The organism is Geomonas propionica, assembly GCF_016458235.1.
In the GTDB taxonomy this organism is placed as follows: Bacteria; Desulfobacterota; Desulfuromonadia; order Geobacterales; family Geobacteraceae; genus Geomonas; species Geomonas propionica.
The window spans coordinates 294,449-317,504 of sequence record NZ_JAEMHK010000002.1 but is presented as its reverse complement, the minus strand read 5'-3'; the positions used below and the strand labels follow the sequence as shown (position 1 = coordinate 317,504).

Here is a 23,056-nt window from a genome sequence, read left to right as displayed (position 1 = left end):
GGTCCGTACGGTATACCGCCAGATTTATTGTGCAATAAGTGCCGACATTTAGCAAGTGGCGCCACTGTCGGTTCAGGCAACTTTCATGACTACCATGGATATGTCGTCCTGTAAAGGATTGGGCCAGGCGTAGGCGGATACCTCCGAGAGCACCTTCTCGATCACCACCTCCGGTTCCAGCTCCAGCATGGCGCCGAGCAGCGCGCAGAGTCTCGGGATGCCGAAGAGTTCTCCCTCCCCGTTCTCGGCCTCGATGATGCCGTCGGTGTAAATAAAGAGCAGATCTCCCGACTGCAGCGCGATGCGCTGCTCCTCGAAGACCACGCCCCGCTCCACGCCGAGGATGAGCCCCTCCGCGTCCAGCTCCGTCGGAGCACCGGCACGGAACAAAAGGGGGCGGGTGTGCCCGGCGTTGGCGTATCTGAGCATCCCGGTGGAGCTATCGTACCTGGCGCAGAACATGGTGATGAAAAGCTCGGCGCCGGTCAGGTCGTCGTAGAGGAGCTCGTTCAACAGTTTCAGGAGGTCGCTGGCCGAGCCCGGCTCCGTGATCTGTGCCCTCAGCACGCTGCGGGTTTCCACCATGATCAGGGCGGCACCCACACTGTGGCCGGAGACGTCCGCCATGACCAGGTCCAGCACCTCTTCGCCGCGCTGGAAGAAGTCGTAGTAGTCCCCCCCCACGTGGGCGGCGGGGACGCAGCGGCTGGCGATGCGCACCCCGGGCAGGGTGGGGGGGTGTTCCGGGAGTAGCGAAAGCTGGATCTGCTTGGCGAGCTCCAGATCGCGGGTGACCCGGGCGTTCTCCAAGAGAGCCGCCTCCTTCTGGCGCCGCTCCCGTTCCCGCGCCTCGCGCTCCTCGACGATGCGCACGGCCTGCGCCAGTTGGCCGGCGAGGCTCTCCAGCAGCTCCACGAACTGCTCGGTGAAAAGTCCGACGATGGAGCGGGAAAAGACCGAGAGGATGCCGACCGGTTGGGACCCTTCGCTGGCGATGGGGATGTGGGCGAAGGACTTGATCCCTTCCCGGCGGAAGATCTCCTTGGCGATCGGCTTGGTGATGAAGGCGGTGTCGTTGAAGAACTCGGTGCGGCACCCGAGGAAGGCCTCTCCGACGTGGGTGTCGATCTCCAGGATGCGGTCCTCCGCGGTGAGCCGCTCTCCCCCGACGCCGCGGTAGCAGCGCACCTGCAGCACGGATTCCTCGTTCAAAAGGCGGATCACGGCGAGGTCGAGCTTGAACTCGCGCAGCAACAGCTCCAGCAGGTCCCCCATGATGATGTCCAGCTCCAGCGAGCGGTTCATGATCTCCGAGGCGCGCAGCCTGACGAAGAGGGCCTCGCGGCTCTGGTCCCGCGAGGTGCGCACCGTGGAAAAGATGTCGTAGACCGGCTCCATGCGCGAACCGATGTCGGAGAGGAAACTCTCGACCACAGCACCCGCCGCGGCGCCGCCGAGCGAGCCGGCCAGGGTCTTCTCCACGAAGCGCTTCAGGTTGGGGAGTTCGAACTCGGAAACTCCCCCCTTGCTGTCGATCTCGCGGTCGCCCAGGTAGTCGGTGATGGCGGCGGCGGCCTGCTGCTCGCCGATGAACTTGGTCATGAGGTTCACGAACTGCACGATGGTGACCGGCTTGGAAAGGCGCTTGGTCTCCCAGTGGGGGGTGGCGCTCTCGGGGGTGAAGACCCGGACGAAGCGGTTCACCTGCTCGCGCTCCTTTTCCCCTTGGCCCAGGAGGATGGACAGGGAGAGGTAGGCGCCGATGTTCAGGAACATGCTCCAGAACAGGGTATGGGTGTACGGGTCCAGCCCGCTCAGCCCGAAGAGCTCCTGGGGACGCAACAGGGCGATGCCGAAGGGGCCGTTGAGCAGGAAGTCCCCCTGCCAGCCGCCGGCGCGCAGCAGCGAGGGCATCAGCAGCGTGTAGAACCAGACCGCGAAGCCGGCCAAGAGCCCCACGATGGCGCCCGCCTTGTTGCCGCGGGGCCAGTAGAGGCCGCCGATCAGCGCCGGTGCGAACTGGATCGCCGCCGAGAAGGAGATGAGCCCCATGTTGGCCAGCATGTAGCTTTCGCCCACCACGCTCTGGTACAGGTAGCCCAAGAGGATGACCAGCACGATGCCGAAGCGTTTCAGGTTGATGAGCAGCAGTGGGAACCAGGCGCGTGGCTTGAGCCTGATCACCACCGGCAGCAGCACATGGTTCAAGAGCATGGTGGAGACGGCGATCGATTCCACCATGACCATCCCGGCCGAGGCGGAGAAGCCGCCCAGGAAGGCGACCAGCGCCAGCCAGGGGTAGCCTAGCTGCATGGGGAGGGTGAGCACGAAGTAGTCGGCGCCGACGTTGTTGCCGTTCAGGAGCACACCGGCCAGGGCGATGGGCATCACGAACAGGTTCATCAGGAACATGTAGGCGGGGAAGCGCCAAGAGGCCGAGTTCAGGTGCGACTCGTGCGCGTTCTCCAGCACCATGATCTGGAACTGGCGCGGCAGGAGCATGACGGCACCCATGGAAAGGGTCAGAATGCTGAACATGGAGGCGTAGGAGTTGTCGCCGCGGTCACCCAGGGTGGTGAGCCGCGCCAGCAGCTGCGGATCCTTCTGATGCACGCGCTGGAAGATGTCACCCATGCCGTTGAAGGCGAAATAGGTGATGCACAGGCCCACGGTGAGCATGGCGAACAGTTTCACCACCGATTCCAGCGCGATGGCGGCCACCAGGCCGTCGTGGCGCTCAGTGGAGATGAGGTGCCTCGCCCCGAACAGGACGCTGAACACCGCCAGGAATACCGCGGTGAAGAGCCCCGGGTGGGGGGAGGGGATGTAGATTCGGTCCATGAGGCCCACGTGGAAGTCGTGGTAGCCGGTGATGATGGTGAACGAGGTGGAGATCGCCTTCAGTTGCAGGGCGATGTAGGGCATCACCCCCATCAGGGTGATCACGGTGATGATCCCGCCCAGCCACTGGGAGGAGCCGTAGCGGGAGCTGATGAAGTCGGCGATGGAGGTGATGTTGTTCTCTTTGGAGATGCGCACCATCTTCTTGAGCAGGAACCACCAGCTGAAGGCGGTGAGGGTGGGGCCCAGGTAGACCGGGAGGAAGTCGATGCCGGTGGTGGCGGCCTTCCCCACCGAGCCGTAGAAGGTCCAGGAGGTGGCGTAGACCGCGATGGAGAGGGCATAGACCCAGGCGTTGGCGGTGATGCTGCGACCGGCCTTCTGGCGCTGGTCGGCGTAGTAGGCGACCAGGAACAGAAAGGCTATGTAGAGCAGGGCCGTGCCCCAGACCCAGTTGACGTCCAGCATTACATGTGCCCCTTGGTGTCGGTGTCCTTGCTGGCCGCCCGGCTGAACAGGTAAACGATGAAGATGGAAAAGACCCAGCCGATCAGCAGGTACAGGTAGAGGAGCGGAATGCCGAAGGGGAGGCTGGACTTGTTGAAGATGCTGATGAAGGGGTAATTCATCATCACCAAGCCGAGCACGAAGCAGATCACCCAGGTGTCCTTCAGCTTGAGCCGGTGCAGCACGATTTGTCTTACGTTCGTTTTCATGCCGATAACCCCATTGCGGCGAGCACGCGTTCCGCCTCGTCCCAGACCGGGAGGGTGCTGTCGAGGAGGACACTTTCCCCCGGCTGCGGCGCGTCGAACTCGGCCCGCTGCCGCTGGTACTGCTCCCAGCGGGCGTCGGACACCTCGGCGGGATCGTGGCGTCGCCGCTCCAGGCGCTCGCGGGCGACCGCTTCCGGGCAGCGGGTCTCCAGGACCAGGCAGGAAGCGCCGAGCCTCGCGGCGAGCTGCCGGAACCGCTCCCGGTCCGAGCGCCGCTGGAAGGTCGCGTCCACGATGATGCCATTGCCGCCGGTAAGGGAGAGTTCCGCCTGTGCCAGGAGGGCGCCGTAGGTGGCGCGATCCATCTCCTCGCTGTAGATCCCGGCCCGGTAGGAGGCGTCAGGCTCTACCCCTGACGCGCGGACGCCGGCCAGCGCCTTGCGGACCAGGTCGGAGCGGATCAGGTCGAAACCGAGTTCGCGGCCCAGTTCGCCGGCCAGGCTGCTCTTGCCGCTGCCGCTCAAGCCGCAGGTGAGTACGAGTGTCGGGGTGAGCCGGTCCCTCAGGGTGTAGCCGCGTGCCAGGCGGAAGTAACGCCGGGCCGCGTCCCGCACCGCCGCGGACTCCTCCGGGCTCATGCCCGGCTGACCCAGGCGCAGGCTGGTCACCTTGCCGCGCACGAAGGCGCGCTGCGCCTTGTAGAAGTCGAGCAGCGGCGCCATGCCCAGGTCCCCGCTCGCCTCGCCATAGGCGGCCAGCAGCTCCCGGGACAGGTCGGGGCGCCCGGCGTACTCCAGGTCCATGAGCAGGAACGCGAGGTCGGCGGCGGTATCTATGTAACGGAAGCGCTCGTTGAACTCGATGCAGTCGAAGATGCAGACCGGGTCGGTGAGACAGATGTTGCCGGAGTGCAGGTCGCCGTCGCAGTCTCTGATGAAACCGCCGGTGACACGGGACTGGAACAGCGTCTCGCCGGCGGCCAGGAAGGAGTGCACCCATTGGCGGATTTCTGCCAGTTCCCTGCCCTGCAGCGTGGTGCCGACGAAAGGTGCGCTCTGGCGGAAGTTCTGCTCCCAGTTCTCGCCGATCACGCCGGGAGCGCCGCAGTCCGCGATCTGCGGGCCCTGGTCCGCGCCGGCGTGGAAAGAGGCCACGGCGGCCGCGATGCGGGCCATGTCGGCCGCGCAGGCGGCACCGTCCTTGAGGAGTTGATCCAGCATGCGCTCCTGGGGCAGGCGCTTCATCTTGACCGCGTAGTCGATGACCTTGCCGCTGCCGGCGAAAGCGGCGCCGTCACCGCTTTGGCGCAGTTCCACGACCCCCAGGTAGACGTCGGGGCACAGGCGCCGGTTCAGGCGCACCTCTTCGCCGCAGTAAAAGCGACGCCGGTCGAGCGTGGTGAAGTCTAAAAAGCCGTAATCAACGGCCTTTTTTACCTTGTATACGAAGTGGTCGGTGATGAAGATGTAGGAGACGTGGGTCTCGACCAGGCGCACCGCTGCCGTCGGCTCGGGGTAGGCTGGTGCTTCAAGTAGCGATTTTATAAGCTTTTGATCCATTGTTTTGCCGGTAAGCCAATGATTTCACTTAAGAATAGTACCATACCGCATTTGGGGTGCAACAGCTTAAAATGCATCTAAATGTTGTTTGACGCTGTTACCTATTTATGCTAGCTTTCATGTTGTTAACCGCGCCACCCCGGATACTGTATCCCACCGGGGTGCCGCGTTTTTTAGATTTTGCCCGAAATCTACCGAAGCCACAGGTAACCCATGACCAAGAAGTGTCTAGCGCTCCTTTTTCTGCCCTTGCTGATCAACGCCTGCGCCACCGAGCAAGCTTCGGTCTCGTCACCGCTCAACGATCTGGGCGCGGTCATCGCGCCGACCCCTACCCCCGGAGCAGGGAGGAACCTGTCCCTGTACGCCATGGCCAGGCTGCGTGCCTCCGAAGGGGACCAGGAGGGGGCGCTGATCTTATTGCGCGAGGCGATTGCCGCCGATCCCAACTCCGCTTTCCTGCACAACGCAGCCGCACAGATCTACCTGCAGCAGAACCGTCCCGAGGACGCGCTGGCCGAGTGCCAGGCCGCCATCGCCATCGATCCCGCTTCGCTGCAGGCCGAGCAGTTGTGCGGCAACATCCTGATGACCCTGCAGCGCGAGAAGGAGGCGATCCAGCATTACAAGAAGGTGATCGAACTCGACCCGACCAAGGAAGAGGTCTACCTGCACATCGCCATCTACTACCTGAAGAGCTTCGAGTACGAGCAGGCGGTTGATACCCTGAAGGCGCTGGTGAAGGCCTCGCCGGACTCGGCCCTCGGGTATTACTACCTCGCCAAGACCTACGAGCAGATGCGACTCCCCAAGGAGGCGCTCGCCTACTACAAGAAGGCGGTCGACATCAAGCCCGATTTCGAACAGGCCCTGATCGAGATGGGGATCTCCCAGGAGACCCAGGGGCTGATTCCCGACGCCATCGACAGCTATAAGGATCTCCTGGAGATCAACCCCAACAACGCCAACGTCATCCAGCACCTGGCGCAGCTCTATATCCAGCAGAAGCGCCTCGAGGAAGCCCTCGCCCTGCTGCAGCAAAAGGGGGGGAAATCGCTGGAGACCTCGCGCAAGATCGGCCTGCTGCTGCTCGAGCTGGAGCGCTACGACGAGGCGATCAAGACCTTCCAGGATATCCTCGTGGCCGAGCCCAGCGCGCAGCAGGTCCGCTTCTACCTCGCCTCCGCCTACGAGGAGAAGGAGGACGTGGACCAGGCGATCGCCGAGTTTAAGCTGATCTCCCGGGAGTCGCCGTACTACCTCGATGCTCTGGGGCACCTGGCCTACCTGTACAAGGAGAAGGGGCAGCCGGAGAAGGGGATCGCCCTGCTCCAAAAGGAGATCGGAGAACAGCCCTCCAAGGTCGAGCCCTACCTGCACCTAGCCGGGTTCTACGAATCGATGGAGCAGTACCAGCTCGGTATCGACGCGTTGAAATCGATGGACCTGAAGCTGCAGTCCGATCCGCGGGTGCTGTTCCGGCTGGGCATCCTCTACGACAAGATGGGGCAGAAGGAACTCTCTGTCACCATGATGAAGAGGGTGCTGGAAGTGACTCCCGACGATCCGCAGGCGCTCAACTACCTGGGGTACACCTACGCCGAGATGGAGGTGAACCTGGAGGAGGCGCTGACCTACCTGAAAAAGGCGGTGAGCCTGAGGCCGGACGACGGTTTCATCCTGGACAGCCTGGGGTGGACCTATTTCAAGCTCAAGCGTTATAACGACGCCATCGCGCAACTGGAGCGGGCTGTGGAGCTGTCCGGCGGGGATGCCACCGTGATTGGTCACCTGGCCGACGTCTACTGCGCCATCCACGCCTATAAAAAGGCGCTGCCGCTCTACAAGAAGCTGCAGAAGATGGAGCCCGAGCAGGGCGCCGAGCTTGCCGAGAAGATCAAACACTGCCGCCAGGAAGCCGGTGAGAAATGAGCCTGGCCCGCGCCGTCTGCTTCCTGCTCTTCCTTTTTTTAGCTGCCTGCGGGAAGGATGCGCCTTGGAATAAGGCGCAGTCGCAGGGGGGAGCGCAGTTCGTCACCGGCAGCATCGGCGAACCCTCCAACCTGATCCCGATCCTCGCTTCGGACAGCTCTTCCAGCGACATCTCCGGGCTCGTTTATAACGGGCTGGTGCGCTACGACAAGAACCTGAAGCTGGAAGGGGACCTGGCCGAGTCGTGGGAGGTTTCCCCGGACGGGCTGCAGATCACCTTCCACCTGCGGCGCGGGGTGAAGTGGCACGACGGCCACGACTTCACCTCCCGCGACGTGCTTTACACCTACCGCGTTACCGTCGATCCCAAGACCCCGACCGCCTACGCCGAGGATTTCAAGCAGGTGCAAAGCGCCCAAGCCCCGGACACGTACACCTTCCGGGTCACCTATGCCAAACCCTTCGCCCCGGCGCTCGCCTCCTGGGGCATGCCGATCCTGCCGGCACACCTTTTGGAAGGGAAGGACATCACCAAGAGTCCGCTCTCGCGCAACCCGGTCGGCACCGGCCCCTACATCTTCAAGGAGTGGGTCCCCGGGCAGCGGCTTGTGCTGGAGGCAAACCCGAAGTATTGGGAGGGGGCACCGCACCTGGCCCGCTACGTCTACCGCATCATCCCCGACAACTCCACCATGTACATGGAACTCAAGGCGGGCGGGGTGGACATGATGGGGCTCTCCCCGGTGCAGTACCAGCGTCAGACCACCGGCAAGGAGTTCCTGGAGCGCTTCAATAAGTACCGCTACCCCGCGTCGGCCTATACCTACCTGGGCTACAACCTGCGCCTCCCCTTGTTCCAAGACGTCAGGGTGCGCCGGGCCATCACCTGCGCCATCAACAAGGAAGAGATCATCCAGGGCGTGCTACTGGGCATGGGGCAGATCGCGCACGGGCCCTACAAGCCCGGCACTTGGGCCTACAAGGCCAAGGTGGACAACGACCCGGCTTACGATCCGGCGCGCGCCCAGGCGCTTTTGCAGGAGGCGGGGTACCGGATGGGTGCGGGGGGGATCCTCGAGAAGGACGGCAAGCCGCTCAGCTTCACCATCATGACCAACCAGGGCAACGACCAGCGTCTGAAGTGCGCCCAGATCATCCAGATGCGCCTGAAGAAGGTGGGCATCGACGTGAAGATCCGGGTCATGGAGTGGGCGTCGTTTTTGACCAACTTCATCGACAAGGGGAAGTTCGAGGTGGTGCTCATGGGGTGGACCATTTCCCAGGACCCCGACCTGTACGACGTCTGGCACTCCTCGAAGACCGGGCCCAAGGAGCTGAACTTCATCCATTACCTGAACCCGGAACTGGACCGGCTCATCGTGGAAGGGCGCGGCACCTTCGACATGGCCAAGCGGCGCGACTGCTACTACCAGATCCAGGAGATCCTGGCCAAGGATCAGCCCTACACCTTCCTCTACGTCCCCGACGCGCTGCCGGTGGTGACCTCCAGGATCAAGGGGATCGAGCCGGCGCCCGCAGGGATCATGCACAACTTCATCAAGTGGTACGTGGACTAAGAGTGCCAGGGTGAGCGAGAAACTACTGCAGCTGCTACTTTAGAGAACTATGGCCAACTACCTGATCAAAAGGATACTGATGCTGATCCCGCTGCTCCTGGGGATCACGCTGATCACCTTCACGGTGATTCATCTCGCGCCGGGGGAACCGGTGGAGATGCAGACCGCCATGAGCCCCAAGGCTTCGGCCGCGTCGCGGGCCCGGCTGCGCGAGTTCTACGGGCTTGATAAGCCGCTGCCCGTGCAGTACGGCATGTGGCTCTCCAACCTCTCGCGGCTCGATTTCGGCCGCTCCTTCGCGCCGGACAACCGGCCGGTCCTGGACAAGATCAAGGAACGGATCCCGATCACCATCTCGCTCAACGTGATCGCCCTGATCCTCGAGTTCGGCCTGGCGCTCCCGATCGGCATCATGGCCGCCGTGCACCGGGACACGCTCCTGGACCGGGCCATCTCCGTGTTCGTGTTCGTCGGGTTCGCCGTGCCGACCTTCTGGCTAGCGCTTTTGTGCATGTACCTCTTCGGGGTGAAACTCGCTTGGCTTCCCATCTCCGGTATCCATTCGCTCGGCAGCGACCAGTGGTCTTTCTTCTGGCGCAGCGCGGACCTGGCCCGGCACCTGGTGCTCCCCATCGCCATCGCCACCTTCGGCAGTCTGGCCGGGCTTTCCCGCTACATGCGCTCCACCATGATCGAGGTGTTGTCGCAGGATTACATCACCACCGCCCGGGCCAAAGGGGTGCGGGAGCGGGTAGTCATCTACCGCCACGCCCTGAAGAATGCGCTCTTGCCCGTGATCACGCTGCTCGGCTTCTCGCTTCCCGCGTTGATCGGCGGCAGCGTCATCTTCGAGACCATCTTCTCAATCCCCGGGATGGGCCAGCTTTTCTACCAGGGGGTGATGGCGCGCGACTACCCGCTGGTTATGGGCATCCTGGTCATCGGCGCCTGCCTGACCCTGATCGGCAACCTGCTGGCGGACCTCTGCTACGCCCTGGCGGATCCCCGCATCAGGCACGGGAGGGGATGATGAGGCAGATTAAGACAAAGATTAAGAGTGAGAACTGCCGGGGGCTGTATGCGTGACCAGGTGAGCAGCCCGTACCGGGAGTTCTGGCAGCGCTTCACCAGCAACCGCTTCGCGACGGCGGGACTGGTGGTGATCGTGGTCCTGTTCCTGCTGTCCCTGGCGGCGGCCCTGGTGACCCCGTACAGCCCCGATACCATAGACGCATGGCACGTGCTGCTGCCGCCATCGGCCAGCCACTGGTTCGGCACCGACGAACTCGGGCGCGACGTCTTTACCCGCGTCGTGTACGGCGCCCGCGTGTCGCTGAAGGTAGGGTTCGTGGCGGTCGGCATCGCGGTGGTCATCGGGACCGTGATCGGGCTCTTCGCGGGCTTTTACGGTGGCTGGATCGATTCCGTGCTGATGCGGCTGGTCGACATCATGCTCTGCTTTCCGACCTTCTTCCTGATCCTTGCCGTGATCGCCATGCTGGAGCCTTCCATCTGGTACATCATGGTGATCATCGGGCTTACCGGCTGGATGGGGGTGGCGCGGCTGGTGCGCGCCGAGGTGCTCTCGCTCAAGAGCCGCGACTTCATCCTGGCGGCGCGGGTGCTGGGGGCGTCGGACCTGCGCATCATCTTCCGGCACATTTTGCCCAACGCCCTGTCGCCGGTGCTCGTTTCCGCGACACTGGGTGTGGCGGGCGCCATCCTGACCGAGTCGGCGCTCTCCTTCCTGGGGATCGGTGTGCAACCGCCGACGCCGAGTTGGGGCAACATCCTCACCTCCGGCAAGGATTACATCGAGTTCGCCTGGTGGCTGTCGCTGTTTCCCGGCGTCGCCATCCTGGTCACGGTGCTCTCCTACAACCTGGTAGGGGAGGGGATCCGGGACGCGCTGGACCCGAGAAGGCAGTAAGAGGCAGAAACCGTTCAAGGTTCAACGTTCGACGTTCGAGTTACGGATCGGCTGGTGGCACTGGCATATTGACGGCTAGCGAGACGCTCATGGCTGGGAAGGAACAAACGCACCTCTCTGCTCGGATCGCATGGGTGAGGTCGCGGGTATGGACGAACAGCGCGAACGTTGAACATTGAACGTTGAACATCTTTTGAAACAAGAGGATTCCATGGCTGAACTTTGCGAAGAGGCATTCGATGTGTTGAAGGTTGATAAAAGGGATTACGTGCCGACGACCCTCGAGGACGAGGTGCGGGTGGATAAGCTGGTCAGCGATTTGCTGCACCGCTTCTACGAGGAGATCCAACAGACCGGCATGACGCCGGAAGAGGCGACGGCTCTCGCGGGCGCCGCGGATTACTTCACCCGCGATTTCGTGGTCTCCATCAAGGGACGCAGCATCTTCGACGAGCGCCCGGGTATCGTGCGGCAGTTCGCCGGCAACTGGTACATCGTCAATACCATGGAACCGCTGGCGACCGAGATCGAGGGATACCTGGCCGGGACTCGCGAGTTCTACCGCTTCCTGTACGGGCACCAGCTCATCTCGCTCAAGTTCCTCCAAGCCATCGAGGCGGAGTGCGCGGACCTGGACTACTACGCCGGGCGCATCGAGTCGTTCTGGGATATCGTGGGGGATGGGTACAACGCCTGGGAGAGGGAGTGCACGCTTAAGGACTAGAACACGTTCTAGGTTCTACGTTCTAGGTTCTACGTTCTACGTTCTACGTTCTACGTTCTACGTTCAGGCGGGGCTGTGGTTTGACATATTTCTAGGCCCGGGAGTGGCGGTGACGGTATGGGCCGCTTGGGCTGGGCGAATGATTATTCGCCCCTACAATACCGCCTCTGGTTCTATAAAATGTCGCCATTGTAAGGTCGAATTGATTCCTCCTCCGCATTTGTCCCGGCAAGGTATTGACGCCTATAGGGGCGAATAATCATTCGCCCTTACGCTCCCCGCCCATTGACCGCACTCGCAATATTCATCGTACGAACGGCAGCGCCGCACTGCACTTCCCCGCACTTGCCGCCTCTACACAGGAGCACGCACCTTTGAAAGACCTCGTCGCCATCGTCCGGAACCAACACCTCTTTGCTCCGGGCGAGACCGTGGTGGTCGCGGTCTCGGGGGGCGCAGATTCGGTGGCTTTGCTGGATATCCTGACCCGGCTCGAGGACGAAGGCCTGCACCTCGTGGTCGCACACCTGAACCACTGTCTGCGCGGCGCCGAATCCGACGCTGACGAGAAATTCGTCTCTGACCTCGCCACCCGCCACCACCTCCCTTTCCTCGCCATCCGCGTCGATGTCGCCTCCTTCGCCGCCGCCGAAGGGTTTTCCCTCGAAGACGCCGGACGACAGGCGCGCTACGCCTTCTTCCACGAGGTGGCCAAACGACGCGGCGCTACCAGCATCGCGGTGGCACACCATCTCGACGACCAGGCGGAAACGGTCCTGATCCGTCTGCTGCGGGGAGCCGGCGGCACCGGCCTGAGCGCCATGTCGGCCAGCGGCGACAGCTTGATCAAGCGGCCGCTGTTGCAGGTGAGCCGCGCGGAGCTTGAGCTCTACTTGAACAGCCGCGAGCTAACCTGGCGCACCGACTCGACTAACTCCGACACCACCATTCTGCGCAACAGCATCCGACACGAACTCATTCCCACCCTCAGAAAGTACAACCCGAGGATCAGCGAGCGGCTCGCCGCCACGGCCGAGATCCTCGCCGCGGACGAGGAACTCCTGGAACACCTGACCTGTAGCGCCTTCGAGCGGCTTGCTTCGCAGGACGACGACGCCGTCGTCTTCGGAGTTGCAGCACTGCTCAGGGAGCACCGGGGGCTCCGCCTGCGCTTGTACCGCCACGGGCTGCACGAGCTGCGCGGCGACCTGATGCGCATCGCGCTCACTCACCTTGAGGCGATCGACCACTTGGCCTCCACCGGTCGCCCCAACGCGAGCCTCAAGCTTCCGGGGTCACTCCGGGTCGAACGCTGCTATGACCGGCTCAGCTTCACCTGCGCCGCGCCGCCTACCGTGCAACGCTGGGAACAGCTGGTGCCGGGGGAGGGATGTTACCGACTGGAAAACGGGATGATGCTCACGGTAGGGCTTGTGCAGCGCCCGGACGACCTCGCCACCGGATCGAGAAATATCGTTTACCTTTCGGCGGATAACACGCCATTTCCCTGGCTCGTGCGCCCGTTCGCCCCCGGCGACCGTTTCACGCCGCTCGGCATGAAGGGCTCCCAGAAAGTGAAGGAGCTTTTCATCAACCAAAAACTGCCACTTCATGAGCGCAGCCGGGTGCCGCTCGTTTTCAGCGAGGGGGAGATCATCTGGGTGGCCGGTATGAGAGTCGGGGAGAAGGGACGGGTAACTTCCGCGACTGGCGCGGTTTTACGGGTGGAAATTCTTGAAATTACACCTTAAAGCTCTTGTCAACCAGCACCCTTTATGGTAATCCTTTTTACTCATTTGAACGCTTTTTTCTTCATTCTCATAAGGAAGCCGGCAATGGCGACCGTTCAACTTAGCAGCGCGCTTTCTGTGTCATGACAAAACCATTGCAGATTGAGTGTTTGCAGCATACCGATTGATCGGGAGGAAACTTGAATCAATTCTATAAGAACCTGGCGCTCTGGCTTGTTATCAGCTTGATGATGATCCTGTTGTTCAACCTGTTCAACAAGCCCAAGCCGACCCAGGAAAAACTGGACTACAGCGACTTCATCGAGGCGGTGGAAACCGGCAAGGTGAAGAACGTGAACCGCCCGGTGGCCTCGGTGGTCATCCAGGGCAACGAGATCCTCGGCAAGTTCACCGACGGCAAGGAGTTCAGGACCTTCAAGCCGGCCGACGCCAACCTGACCGACAAGCTGATCGAGAAGAAGATCGTTGTGTCGGCCCGCCCGGAGGAGGAGCGCTTCTCCTGGTTCTCGCTGCTGGTCTCCTGGTTCCCGATCATCTTCCTGGTCGCCGTGTGGATCTTCTTCATGCGCCAGATGCAGGGCGGCGGCGGCAAGGCGATGGCGTTCGGCAAGAGCCGCGCCAAGCTCCTCACCGAGGCGCAGGGCCGCATCACCTTCGAGGACGTGGCCGGCATCGAGGAAGCCAAGGACGAGCTGGAGGAGATCATCAACTTCCTGAAGGATCCCAAGAAGTTCACCAAGTTGGGCGGCCGCATCCCGAAAGGGGTCCTGCTCATGGGCCCTCCGGGCACCGGTAAGACCCTCCTGGCCCGCGCCATCGCGGGTGAGGCCGGCGTTCCCTTCTTCTCCATCTCCGGTTCCGACTTCGTCGAGATGTTCGTCGGCGTGGGCGCCTCCCGGGTCCGTGACCTGTTCGTGCAGGGCAAGAAGAGCGCACCGTGCATCATCTTCATCGACGAGATCGACGCCGTCGGTCGTCACCGCGGCGCAGGCCTGGGCGGCGGTCACGACGAGCGCGAGCAGACCCTGAACCAGCTCCTGGTTGAGATGGACGGTTTCGAGTCCAACGAGGGTGTTATCCTGATCGCGGCGACCAACCGCCCCGACGTCCTCGACCCGGCGCTGCTCCGCCCGGGCCGCTTCGACCGCCAGGTCGTGGTGCCCCGCCCGGACGTGAAGGGCCGCGAGATGATCCTCAAGGTGCACACGAAGAAAACCCCGCTCGCCCCGGACGTCGATCTCGGCGTCATCGCCCGCGGCACACCGGGCTTCTCCGGCGCGGACCTCTCCAACGTGGTCAACGAGGCCGCTCTCCTCGCCGCCCGCAAGGAAAAGAGCATGGTCGAGATGATCGACTTCGACGACGCCAAGGACAAGGTCCTTATGGGTGTTGAGCGCCGCTCCATGGTCATCTCCGACGAGGAGAAGAAGAACACCGCGTACCACGAGGCGGGTCACACCCTGATCGCGAAACTGATCCCGGGCGCCGACCCGGTGCACAAGGTCTCCATCATCCCGCGCGGTCGCGCCCTCGGCGTCACCATGCAGCTCCCGATCGAGGACAAGCACAGCTACTCCCGCGAGTCGCTTTTGGACCGCATCGCCGTGCTTTTAGGCGGTCGCGTCGCCGAGGAGATCATCTTCAACTCGATGACCACCGGCGCCGGCAACGACATCGAGCGCGCCACCGACATCGCCCGCAAGATGGTCTGCGAGTGGGGCATGAGCGAGAAGCTGGGTCCGGTCTCCTTCGGCAAGAAGGACGAGCAGATCTTCCTGGGGCGTGACATGGCGCACCAGAAAAACTACTCCGAGGCGACCGCCATCGAGATCGATCACGAGATCAGGCTCATCGTCGAGCAGAACTACGCCCGGGTGCAGGAACTGCTGAAGGGGAACCTGGAATCCCTGCACCGCATCTCCCACGCGCTCATCGAGAAGGAAAACCTAACCGGCGAAGAGGTGGATCGCATCATCGAGGGCAAAGAGCTTCCTTCGGAACCCGTCGCAGCCGAGTGATGATCAAGGCACAGACGTGGGAACTTTCCCGCCGCTCCCTGTCCCTGGAGCGTCCGCAGATCATGGGTATTTTGAACGTGACTCCGGACTCCTTCTCGGACGGGGGGCGCTTCTTCTCTGTCGAGGCCGCCGTGGAGCGGGCCCGTGAGATGGAGCGGGAAGGCGCCGACATCATCGATATCGGAGGCGAAAGCACCCGGCCCAACGCTCCCGCCGTCACCCTGCAGGAGGAACTGGACCGGGTGCTTCCCGTTATAGAGGCGCTCAAGGGGCGCATCGCCGTTCCCATCTCCATCGATACCTACAAGGCGGGGGTGGCGCGCGCCGCCTGTGCCGCCGGGGCGGAGATCGTCAACGACGTCACCGGACTGATGTTCGACCCGGAAATGGCCGCCGCGGTGGCCGAGGCCGACGCCGGCGTGGTTGTGATGCACACCCGCGGCATGCCCGATACCATGCAGAAGGACACCGGCTACGACGACCTGATCGCGGACGTGACGAACTACCTGGCCGGTTGCATCGAGCTGGCGAGGAACGCGGGGCTCCCCGAGGAGCGCATAGCGATCGACCCGGGGCTCGGCTTTGGCAAGAGCGTGCAGGGTAACCTGGAACTGATCAAGCGGCTTGAGGCATTCCTGCCGCTCGGCCGCCCGATACTGGTAGGACCTTCCCGGAAGTCCTTCATCGGCGCCATCACCGGCAAGGACGGGCGAGAAAGGGTGTACGGCACCGCCGCCGCGGTCGCAATGTCGATCGTCCACGGGGCCACCATACTACGGGTGCACGACGTGGCAGCCATGAGGGACGTCGCGTTGATGACGCGGGCGCTCATCTAGGGCCGCGGAAACAAAACCGGAAGCGCAGCTTCCCGACCGGTGCGGATGAATACTTTCCTGCAAAACATAGGCATACTGCGGGACCTCCTGGACCTGTCGCTTGCGATACTGATCGTCTCCAGGCTGGCGCGACTGCTCAAGGGAGTGCTCGCGCTGCGCATCCTTGCCGTCCTCTCGGGCCTCGTCGCCCTGCACCTCCTGGCGCGTTTCTTCTCCCTGCAGGCCGTCCGGATCATCGTCGACCTCATCCTGACCTCGTCCGTAGTTGGGCTCGCGGTCATTTTCCAGACCGACATCCGCAAGGCGTTCGCGACGCTCACCAGGAGCCGCACCGAGAAGGATGTCGAGATGTCCGATGTGATCGACGAACTGGTGTTCGCCGTCGCCGGGTTGGCCCAGAAGAAAATAGGCGCCCTGATCGTTATCGAGCGGGCCATTTCGGTGGACAGCTACCTCGCGGTCGGCACCGACATCGACGCCAAGGTGACCAGCGAGCTGATCTCGTCGATTTTCCTGCCGTATTCCCCCATCCATGACGGGGCGGTGATCATCCAGCACGGCAAGCTGACCAAGGCGGGGTGTTTCCTGCCGCTCACCCAGAACCTTGAAGTAAGCAAGAGCCTGGGCACCCGGCACCGCGCGGCGATCGGCCTTACCGAATTGGTGGACGCGGTGGTCGTGGTCGTTTCGGAGGAGACCGGCACCGCCTCTGTCATCGTGGGGGGCAAGAAGACCGACGTGGTCGACATGCCCTCGCTGGGCAAGACACTCAGAAGGCTGGTGGAGCCGAGGTGGCTTAAATGACGACGCATGTCAAGGGACACGAATGGCTCAAGGGGGTGAAGATCCTCTCGGTGCTCCTGGCAGTGCTGATCTGGCTCAGCGTGATCCTGGAGCGCCCGGGCGAGATGCTGCTCGTGTTGCCGGTCAACCTGCACCGGATGCCGGCAGGGCTCAAGTTGGACGGGGGGGCGCCCGCCGAGGTCGAGGTGGTGGTGAGCGGACCGCGCATCCTGCTGTTTTTGCTTCCCTATCGCCAGACGCGTTGCGACATAGACCTGGCCGGCGCGCAGCCGGGGCTGCAGCAGGTGTCGATGAAAGAGTCGGAGTTCAACCTGGATCCGGAGATCAAGGTGATGCACGTGGCGCCCGCCACGGCGAGCTTCGTGCTGGCCGTTAAATAGTCAGTTGCTTCTCTGTCCAGATCTCCCTCGCCTTACGGGAGAGGGCTGGGGTGAGGGGCTTTTGTTTCGGGCCGCCATGCTGATGAGGAGAACCCTCACCCGGCCTTCGGCCACCCTCTCCCAAGGGGAGAGGGGATGATGCGCAGACGGCAAAATAACTAAATTAGAGGTGAACCAGATGAAGAAACTTTTCGGTACCGACGGGGTCCGCGGAGTGGCCAACGTCTACCCGATGACGGCGGAGATGGCCATGCAGATCGGGCGCGCCGCCGCCTACATATTCAAAAACGGCAAGAAGCGCCACCGCATCGTGATCGGCAAGGATACCCGTCTTTCCGGCTACATGCTGGAAAGCGCCCTCATGGCGGGCATCTGTTCCATGGGGGTGGACGTGCTCCTGGTCGGCCCGCTGCCGACCCCGGGTATCGCCAACATCACCTCCTCGATGCGGGCCGACGCCGGCGTGGTCATCTCGGCATCGCACAACCCCTTCGAAGATAACGGCATCAAGTTCTTCTCGCGCGACGGATTCAAGCTCCCGGACGAGACCGAGCTGATGATTGAGGAACTGATCTTCTCCAAGCGCATCGACTCGCTGCGCCCGACCGCGAAGGAAGTGGGCAAGGCCTACCGCATCGACGACGCCCAGGGGCGTTTCGTCGTCTTCTTGAAGAGCACATTCCCCAAGGACCTCGACCTTTCCGGGCTGAAGATCGTGCTCGACTGCGCCAACGGCGCCGCCTACAAGGTTGCGCCCGCGGTCTTCGAGGAACTGGGCGCGGAGGTGATCACCCTGGGCGTCAAACCTAACGGCACCAACATCAACGCCGACTGCGGTTCGCTGCACCCCGAGGTGATGAGCGAGGCGGTGAAGCAGCACGGCGCCGACCTGGGCATCGCCCTCGACGGTGACGCCGACCGGGTCATCTTCGTAGACGAGTACGGCAACGTGGTCGACGGCGACAAGATCATGGCCATCTGCGCTACCGACATGCTGAAGATGGGGACCCTGAAGCACAACACCCTGGTGGCCACCGTAATGAGCAACATGGGCCTGGACATCGCCATGAAGCGTGCCGGCGGCGAAGTGATCAAGACCGCCGTGGGCGACCGCTACGTGGTCGAAGAGATGCTCAAGGGGGGCTACAACTTGGGCGGCGAGCAGTCCGGCCACATGATCTTCCTGGACCACAACACAACCGGGGACGGCATCCTCTCCGCGCTGCAGGTGCTCGCCATCATGCAGCGGCGCCAGAAGCGTCTCTCCGAACTCGCCCTGGTGATGCACTCCCTGCCCCAGGTCCTCGTGAATGTGCGCCTGCCGCAGAAAACCGACGTCATGCAGGTCCCCGAGATCGCTAAAGTGATCAACGAGGTCGAGGAGAAGCTCAAAGGGGAGGGGAGGGTGCTGATCCGCTGGTCCGGCACCGAACCGCTCCTGCGCATCATGCTGGAAGGCAACGACGAGACGACAATCCGCAATTGGGCCGACGAGATCGCGCAGACCGCGTCCGCCGTCCTGGGAGGTGATAACAATGGCTAGACTGGGAGTCAACATCGACCATGTGGCCACTTTGCGCAACGCGCGCGGCGGGGCCGAGCCGGATCCGGTGGCGGCTGCCGCCATCGCCGAATTGGCCGGCGCGGACCAGATCACCATCCACCTGCGCGAGGACAGAAGACACATCCAGGACCGCGACCTGAAGATCCTGCGCCAGACCGTGAATACCCGGCTGAACCTGGAGATGGCCGCGACCGACGAGATGGTCGCCATCGCGCTTAAGGTCAAACCGGAATGCTGCACCCTGGTCCCCGAGAAGAGGGCGGAGCTCACCACCGAGGGAGGGCTCGACGTCAGGATCCACCAGGAGGCGCTCAAGGTCGCCATCGAGAAGCTGCAGGCAGGTGGCATTATCGTCAGCCTGTTCATCGATCCGGACCCGGACCAGATCAAGGCGGCCAACAAGATCGGTACCGACTACATCGAGATCCATACCGGTTCCTTCGCCGACGCCCCCACCTGGAGGGAAGAGAACCTGGAGCTGATCAAGATCGAGAACGCGGTTAAGCTGGCCAGGAAACTCGAAATCGGGGTCAACGCCGGGCACGGCCTGAACTACACCAACGTGAAGAAGGTGGCGGCTATTGGCGGCATAGAGGAGTTCAACATCGGCCACTCCATCATGTCGCGCGCCATCCTGGTAGGTTTGGACCGCGCGGTGCGGGATATGTCGGAGTTGGTGCGGTACGCATAAAGAAAAGGACGAAAGGCAAAGGGGTCAGGCACCTTCGGAGCCAGACCCCGAGCCAGACCCCAAACATTAAAGGAGATAGAAATGGCAAGAGCTGCAGCAAGTCATATATTGGTGGCAACCGAGGCGGAATGCGTCGCACTGAAGAACCAGATCGAGGCAGGTGCCGACTTCAGTGAAGTGGCGCGCGCCAATTCACTTTGCCCTTCCGGCAATCAGGGCGGGCGCCTGGGCGAGTTCGGTCCGGGACAGATGGTCCGGGAATTCGACGAGGTCGTCTTCAGCGGCGAAGTGGGGAAGGTGCTCGGCCCCGTGAAGACCCAGTTCGGCTACCACCTGATCCTGATCACCAGCCGCACTGCGTAAAGATTTCCCCCTCCCTAACCCTCCCCCTCCGGGGGCGGGAAACGCAGGGCTCCTCCCCCAGGAGGGGGGAGGTTGGGAGGGGGGCGTCGTTCAACGGCGTACACGGCCTGCTAGAAAAAAGGGGAAGCAATGGCAGATAACAACGAAAAGCAATCCCTGGTGAGCCTTATCTTCAGCGCACCGTTCCTGCTCGGCCTGGTCGGCGTGGGGTGCATGATCTACGGCGTGGCCGAAGGGTTCAAGGTCATGCAGTTCTTCTTCGGTGTCTGCATCGTGCTGGGGAGCGTCGGCCTGTACTTCATCCGCAAGAAGGACTGGGACGCGCATTGGGCCGAGATGGATCAGGCCCGGCAGGCCCACGAGAAGCGGATGGCGGAAGAGGCGGAAAAGAAGAAATAGCAGCCGGAAATGACATCTAGAATAGGAAAAGGCGGGGGATAGATCCTCCGCCTTTTTTTATACCCAAAGACTTCAACGCAAAGGCGCCAAGGCGCTAAGACGCAAGGGAAAGCTTTCTGTTTTTAAACCCTTTGGTTCTCTTCGCGCCTCTGCGGCTTTGCGCCTTTGCGTTAAAGCTTCTCGGTTTGCCTGCGCAGGCGTCAGTGCGCCGCGCCGGGCGGGAGGTGCTTCTGCGGCTTCTTGAGCAGCAAGAGGAGCGGGATGATCACCAGGAAGGCGATGCCGACGATGAAGAAGATCCGGTTGTAGGAGAGCATGTAGGCCTGCCTGACTACCTTGCCGTAGATAATGGCGTACGCCCCCTGCTCGGCCGCGACGGGACCCAGTCCCCGATTCAGCATGGCTCCCTTGAGTATGGCGATCTGTGACTGCGCCTGCGGGTTGTACGGGTTCACGTGGGCGACCAGGCTGGTCTGGTAGAACTGCGAGTAGCGCGCCAAAAGCGTCGCTGAGATGGCGATGCCGACGCTGCCGCCGATGTTCCTAAGCAGGCTGAAAATACCGGTCGCGTTGCCCATCTCTTCCTTGGAAATGGTGGCTAGGGTCACCGTGGTGAGCGGCACGAAGATCATGGCTAGGCCGACGCCGAGCACCACGCGGGGCCAGACGAAATCGCGGTAGGCGGCCTCCAGGGTGAAGCCCTGCATGATGTGCATGGAGTAGGCGGCGATGAGCAATCCGACGAAGACAACCTTTCTGCCGTCGTAGCGCTGGATGATTGCACCGACGAAGGGCATGCAGATCAGGGTGGCGAGCCCGCCGGGGGCGAGCACCATCCCGGCCATGGTGGCGTTGTACCCCATGAGCGTCTGCAGGAAGAGCGGTATCAGCATGATCGAGCTGTACAGGCAAAAGCCGACCGCGAACATGACCAGGTTGCCGGCGGAGAAAGAGACGTTCTTGAACAGGCGCAGGTTCACGATCGGATGCGGGTGGGTGAGCTCCACATAGACCAGCGCCGCCAGCGAGACGGCGGTGAGGACGGAGCAGGCGACGATGAAGCCGGAGTTGAACCAATCGTCCTGCTGACCCTTGTCGAGTACGATCTGCAGAGCACCCAGCCCCACGGTGAGAAGGGTGAGTCCCCAGTAGTCGATGCTGGTCCTGGCCCGTTTCAGGTAGCTCGGGTCGTAGATGAAGAAGGTCGCCATGACCACCGCGATGATGCCGATCGGGATGTTGATGTAGAAGATCCAGCGCCAGTTCATGTTGTCGGTGATCCATCCCCCAAGCGCCGGGCCGATGATGGGGCCGAACATGGCGCCGACGCCGAAGATCGCCATCGCCATCCCCTGCTGGTACGGAGGGAAGGTTTCCATCATGATGGCCTGGCTCATCGGGATCAGCGCGCCGCCCGCCGCCCCCTGGAGTACCCGGAAGAAGATGAGCAGACCCAGCGACGGCGCGGCGCCGCACATGAGGGAGGCGAGGGTGAAGAGGGTGATGCAGGTGATCAGGAAGCGTTTGCGGCCGAACATGCGCGCGAGCCACCCGGTCATGGGAAGCACCACGGCGTTACTCACCAGGTAGGAGGTGAGCACCCAGGTGATCTCGTCGGTGCCGGCGTTGAGGCTTCCCTGCATGTGCGGGAGCGCCACGTTGGCGACGGAGGTGTCGACGATCTCCATGATGGCGGGGAGCATCACTGTGATGGTGATCAGCCACTTGTTGACGTTTTTTTCTTCAGCGCTCTTTTTCATCAAACCGCCAGGGAGATTAACGACCTCGATAACGTACTCTCCCCAGGAGGGGGAGGGCAGGGAGGGGGCTTGCCTTCTGTGTCAGGCTAAGCCCCCCCTCCCAACCTCCCCCCTCCGGGGGGAGGCGTTCCTAGTGCCCGAACCCGACCACCTGCCCGAAGGTCTGGCCGGTGAGGATGGTCGGGACGACGCTCATGCCGACCCGCAGCAGATGGTCGGGATCGCTCTTCCTGTCGATGGCGATGCGCACCGGAATCCTCTGGGTCACCTTGACGTAGTTGCCGGTGGCGTTCTCCGGGGGGAGCAGCGAGAAGGCCGCGCCGGTGCCGGCCATGATGCTCTCAACCTTGCCGGTAAAGTGCCGGCCGGGATAGCCGTCCACGGTGAAGTCGACCGCCTGTCCCGGATGCACGTTGGGGAGCTGGCTTTCCTTGTAGTTCGCGGTGATCCAGGCGTCTTCCAGGGGGACGATCGCCATGAGCGCCTGCCCGGGCTGCACGTAGTTGCCCGCCTCGACCCCTTTCCGGGTCACAAAGCCGTCGCTGGGTGCGACGATCTGGGTGTAGGAGACGTTCAGCTTGGCGGCCTCCAGGTCCCCCTGCTTCTGGGCGACCCTGGCGTCCTTGGAGCCGCTGCCGGACATGCCGATCATGGCCTTGGCGCGGTTCTCCGCTTCCTGCGCCTCCCTGACCTGGGCCTGGGCCACCTTTTGCGCCGTCCGGGCGCGGTCCAACTGCTCACGGGGAATCACTTCCTTGGCGTAGAGTGCCTCGGCCCGCTTCAGGTCGAGGTTGGCCTGGTCCAGCCGGGCCGCGGCAAGGCCTACGTTGGCGCGCGCGCTCTGCACTTCGGCATAGTCCCCGGAGGTTTCGTTCTTGGCCATTTCCAGCGCAGCTGCAGCGGTTTTCAGGCGTGCCTGGTAGTCCGCCGGGTCCAATTCGACCAAGAGGTCGCCCTTGTGCACGAACTGGTTGTCCACCACGGCGACCCGCTGCACGAGGGCCGGGATGCGGCTGGCGACCGAGTGGACATGGGCCTCGATGAAGGCGTTGTCGGTCTCGATGTGGGTCTTGCTGCGCACCCACTGGCGCACGCCGAACAAGGTGCCGACCAGGATGATGATCAAAAGGACGATGCCGCCGCGCTGTTTCTTGCTCAGGCCGCCCTTTGCGGGAGCCGTGGTCGGTTCGGTTGTTTCATCTGCCATGTGC

General features: G+C 62.8%; 19 protein-coding genes. 14 read left to right on the top strand and 5 right to left on the bottom strand.

The genetic code is table 11. The annotated features are described in order from the left end of the window. Window positions 1–72: 72 nt before the first annotated feature. Genes JFN90_RS04010 through JFN90_RS04000 form a run of 3 tightly spaced genes read right to left on the bottom strand, consistent with a single transcriptional unit; the run spans window position 73 to window position 5,116 of the window. The gene (locus tag JFN90_RS04010; protein ID WP_199393809.1) at window positions 73–3,309 is read right to left on the bottom strand and encodes a SpoIIE family protein phosphatase; all 3,237 of its coding nucleotides are present in this window, start codon (window positions 3,307–3,309) and stop codon (window positions 73–75) included. Continuing rightward, the gene (locus JFN90_RS04005; protein WP_199393808.1) at window positions 3,309–3,557 is read right to left on the bottom strand and encodes a hypothetical protein; all 249 of its coding nucleotides are present in this window, start codon (window positions 3,555–3,557) and stop codon (window positions 3,309–3,311) included. The genes JFN90_RS04010 and JFN90_RS04005 overlap by 1 nt, the downstream gene beginning before the upstream one ends. Next, on the bottom strand, window positions 3,554–5,116 hold the full coding sequence (locus JFN90_RS04000; RefSeq protein WP_199393807.1) for a bifunctional aminoglycoside phosphotransferase/ATP-binding protein: 1,563 nt from the start codon (window positions 5,114–5,116) through the stop codon (window positions 3,554–3,556). Before JFN90_RS04000 ends, JFN90_RS04005 begins: the two co-directional genes overlap by 4 nt. 213 nt (window positions 5,117–5,329) lie before the next feature. Here JFN90_RS04000 and JFN90_RS03995 point away from each other — a divergent pair, with 213 nt between their 5' ends. The 14 genes from JFN90_RS03995 to JFN90_RS03930 all read left to right on the top strand — a co-directional run bounded on the left by JFN90_RS03995 (window position 5,330) and on the right by JFN90_RS03930 (window position 20,085). Then, the gene (locus JFN90_RS03995) at window positions 5,330–7,048 is read left to right on the top strand and encodes a tetratricopeptide repeat protein (RefSeq protein ID WP_199393806.1); all 1,719 of its coding nucleotides are present in this window, start codon (window positions 5,330–5,332) and stop codon (window positions 7,046–7,048) included. Continuing rightward, entirely contained in the window at window positions 7,045–8,625 is a 1,581-nt protein-coding gene (locus JFN90_RS03990; RefSeq protein ID WP_199393805.1) for a peptide-binding protein, read from the top strand. Before JFN90_RS03995 ends, JFN90_RS03990 begins: the two co-directional genes overlap by 4 nt. A 49-nt stretch (window positions 8,626–8,674) precedes the next feature. Continuing rightward, entirely contained in the window at window positions 8,675–9,655 is a 981-nt protein-coding gene (locus JFN90_RS03985) for an ABC transporter permease (protein ID WP_199393804.1), read from the top strand. Window positions 9,656–9,703: 48 nt separating this feature from the next. After that, on the top strand, window positions 9,704–10,555 hold the full coding sequence (gene opp4C / locus JFN90_RS03980; RefSeq protein ID WP_199393803.1) for an oligopeptide ABC transporter permease: 852 nt from the start codon (window positions 9,704–9,706) through the stop codon (window positions 10,553–10,555). A gap of 211 nt (window positions 10,556–10,766) precedes the next feature. Beyond that, window positions 10,767–11,279: a hypothetical protein gene (locus JFN90_RS03975; RefSeq protein WP_199393802.1), complete on the top strand. Its 513-nt coding sequence runs from the start codon at window positions 10,767–10,769 to the stop codon at window positions 11,277–11,279. 374 nt (window positions 11,280–11,653) lie between these two features. Then, a complete protein-coding gene (tilS, locus tag JFN90_RS03970) occupies window positions 11,654–13,030 on the top strand; it encodes a tRNA lysidine(34) synthetase TilS (RefSeq protein ID WP_199393801.1) in 1,377 nt (458 codons plus the stop codon). 179 nt (window positions 13,031–13,209) lie between these two features. Beyond that, on the top strand, window positions 13,210–15,048 hold the full coding sequence (gene ftsH / locus JFN90_RS03965; protein ID WP_199393800.1) for an ATP-dependent zinc metalloprotease FtsH: 1,839 nt from the start codon (window positions 13,210–13,212) through the stop codon (window positions 15,046–15,048). Beyond that, window positions 15,048–15,884 (top strand): dihydropteroate synthase, encoded by an 837-nt coding sequence (gene folP, locus JFN90_RS03960; RefSeq protein WP_199393799.1) that lies wholly within the window; start codon window positions 15,048–15,050, stop codon window positions 15,882–15,884. The genes ftsH and folP overlap by 1 nt, the downstream gene beginning before the upstream one ends. 45 nt (window positions 15,885–15,929) lie before the next feature. Next, window positions 15,930–16,688, top strand: a complete 759-nt coding sequence (cdaA, locus tag JFN90_RS03955; RefSeq protein WP_199393798.1) for a diadenylate cyclase CdaA — start codon at window positions 15,930–15,932, stop codon at window positions 16,686–16,688. Then, the gene (locus JFN90_RS03950) at window positions 16,685–17,068 is read left to right on the top strand and encodes a YbbR-like domain-containing protein (RefSeq protein ID WP_199393797.1); all 384 of its coding nucleotides are present in this window, start codon (window positions 16,685–16,687) and stop codon (window positions 17,066–17,068) included. The genes cdaA and JFN90_RS03950 overlap by 4 nt, the downstream gene beginning before the upstream one ends. Window positions 17,069–17,246: 178 nt before the next feature. Further along, window positions 17,247–18,611 carry a phosphoglucosamine mutase gene (glmM, locus tag JFN90_RS03945; RefSeq protein WP_199393796.1) on the top strand — a complete coding sequence of 455 codons (1,365 nt, stop codon included), beginning with the start codon at window positions 17,247–17,249 and terminating at the stop codon, window positions 18,609–18,611. Next, complete coding sequence (locus JFN90_RS03940) at window positions 18,604–19,323, top strand: pyridoxine 5'-phosphate synthase (protein ID WP_199393795.1); 720 nt, start codon at window positions 18,604–18,606, stop codon at window positions 19,321–19,323. The genes glmM and JFN90_RS03940 overlap by 8 nt, the downstream gene beginning before the upstream one ends. Before the next feature lie 81 nt (window positions 19,324–19,404). Further along, window positions 19,405–19,686: a peptidylprolyl isomerase gene (locus tag JFN90_RS03935; protein WP_199389893.1), complete on the top strand. Its 282-nt coding sequence runs from the start codon at window positions 19,405–19,407 to the stop codon at window positions 19,684–19,686. 129 nt (window positions 19,687–19,815) lie between these two features. Further along, window positions 19,816–20,085, top strand: a complete 270-nt coding sequence (locus JFN90_RS03930) for a hypothetical protein (RefSeq protein WP_199393794.1) — start codon at window positions 19,816–19,818, stop codon at window positions 20,083–20,085. A gap of 200 nt (window positions 20,086–20,285) precedes the next feature. Here the strand turns inward: JFN90_RS03930 and JFN90_RS03925 are convergent, their stop codons facing one another. Together JFN90_RS03925 and JFN90_RS03920 are read right to left on the bottom strand one after the other, a co-directional pair. Further along, window positions 20,286–21,845: a DHA2 family efflux MFS transporter permease subunit gene (locus JFN90_RS03925; protein WP_199393793.1), complete on the bottom strand. Its 1,560-nt coding sequence runs from the start codon at window positions 21,843–21,845 to the stop codon at window positions 20,286–20,288. Window positions 21,846–21,975: 130 nt separating this feature from the next. Further along, window positions 21,976–23,052 (bottom strand): HlyD family secretion protein, encoded by a 1,077-nt coding sequence (locus JFN90_RS03920; RefSeq protein ID WP_199393792.1) that lies wholly within the window; start codon window positions 23,050–23,052, stop codon window positions 21,976–21,978. Window positions 23,053–23,056: the final 4 nt, after the last annotated feature.

Excerpts from the sequence above, each read along its gene's own strand:
- JFN90_RS03975 (WP_199393802.1), top strand. The coding sequence starts at position 10,767 with ATGGCTGAACTTTGCGAAGAGGCATTCGATGTGTTGAAGGTTGATAAA.
- JFN90_RS03950 (WP_199393797.1), top strand. The coding sequence starts at position 16,685 with ATGACGACGCATGTCAAGGGACACGAATGGCTCAAGGGGGTGAAGATC.
- JFN90_RS04000 (WP_199393807.1), bottom strand. The coding sequence starts at position 5,116 with ATGGATCAAAAGCTTATAAAATCGCTACTTGAAGCACCAGCCTACCCC.
- JFN90_RS03990 (WP_199393805.1), top strand. The coding sequence starts at position 7,045 with ATGAGCCTGGCCCGCGCCGTCTGCTTCCTGCTCTTCCTTTTTTTAGCT.
- folP (WP_199393799.1), top strand. The coding sequence starts at position 15,048 with ATGATCAAGGCACAGACGTGGGAACTTTCCCGCCGCTCCCTGTCCCTG.
- JFN90_RS04005 (WP_199393808.1), bottom strand. The coding sequence starts at position 3,557 with ATGAAAACGAACGTAAGACAAATCGTGCTGCACCGGCTCAAGCTGAAG.
- JFN90_RS03985 (WP_199393804.1), top strand. The coding sequence starts at position 8,675 with ATGGCCAACTACCTGATCAAAAGGATACTGATGCTGATCCCGCTGCTC.
- JFN90_RS03930 (WP_199393794.1), top strand. The coding sequence starts at position 19,816 with ATGGCAGATAACAACGAAAAGCAATCCCTGGTGAGCCTTATCTTCAGC.
- opp4C (WP_199393803.1), top strand. The coding sequence starts at position 9,704 with ATGCGTGACCAGGTGAGCAGCCCGTACCGGGAGTTCTGGCAGCGCTTC.
- glmM (WP_199393796.1), top strand. The coding sequence starts at position 17,247 with ATGAAGAAACTTTTCGGTACCGACGGGGTCCGCGGAGTGGCCAACGTC.
- cdaA (WP_199393798.1), top strand. The coding sequence starts at position 15,930 with ATGAATACTTTCCTGCAAAACATAGGCATACTGCGGGACCTCCTGGAC.
- JFN90_RS03925 (WP_199393793.1), bottom strand. The coding sequence starts at position 21,845 with ATGAAAAAGAGCGCTGAAGAAAAAAACGTCAACAAGTGGCTGATCACC.
- JFN90_RS03995 (WP_199393806.1), top strand. The coding sequence starts at position 5,330 with ATGACCAAGAAGTGTCTAGCGCTCCTTTTTCTGCCCTTGCTGATCAAC.
- JFN90_RS03920 (WP_199393792.1), bottom strand. The coding sequence starts at position 23,052 with ATGGCAGATGAAACAACCGAACCGACCACGGCTCCCGCAAAGGGCGGC.
- JFN90_RS03940 (WP_199393795.1), top strand. The coding sequence starts at position 18,604 with ATGGCTAGACTGGGAGTCAACATCGACCATGTGGCCACTTTGCGCAAC.
- JFN90_RS03935 (WP_199389893.1), top strand. The coding sequence starts at position 19,405 with ATGGCAAGAGCTGCAGCAAGTCATATATTGGTGGCAACCGAGGCGGAA.
- JFN90_RS04010 (WP_199393809.1), bottom strand. The coding sequence starts at position 3,309 with ATGCTGGACGTCAACTGGGTCTGGGGCACGGCCCTGCTCTACATAGCC.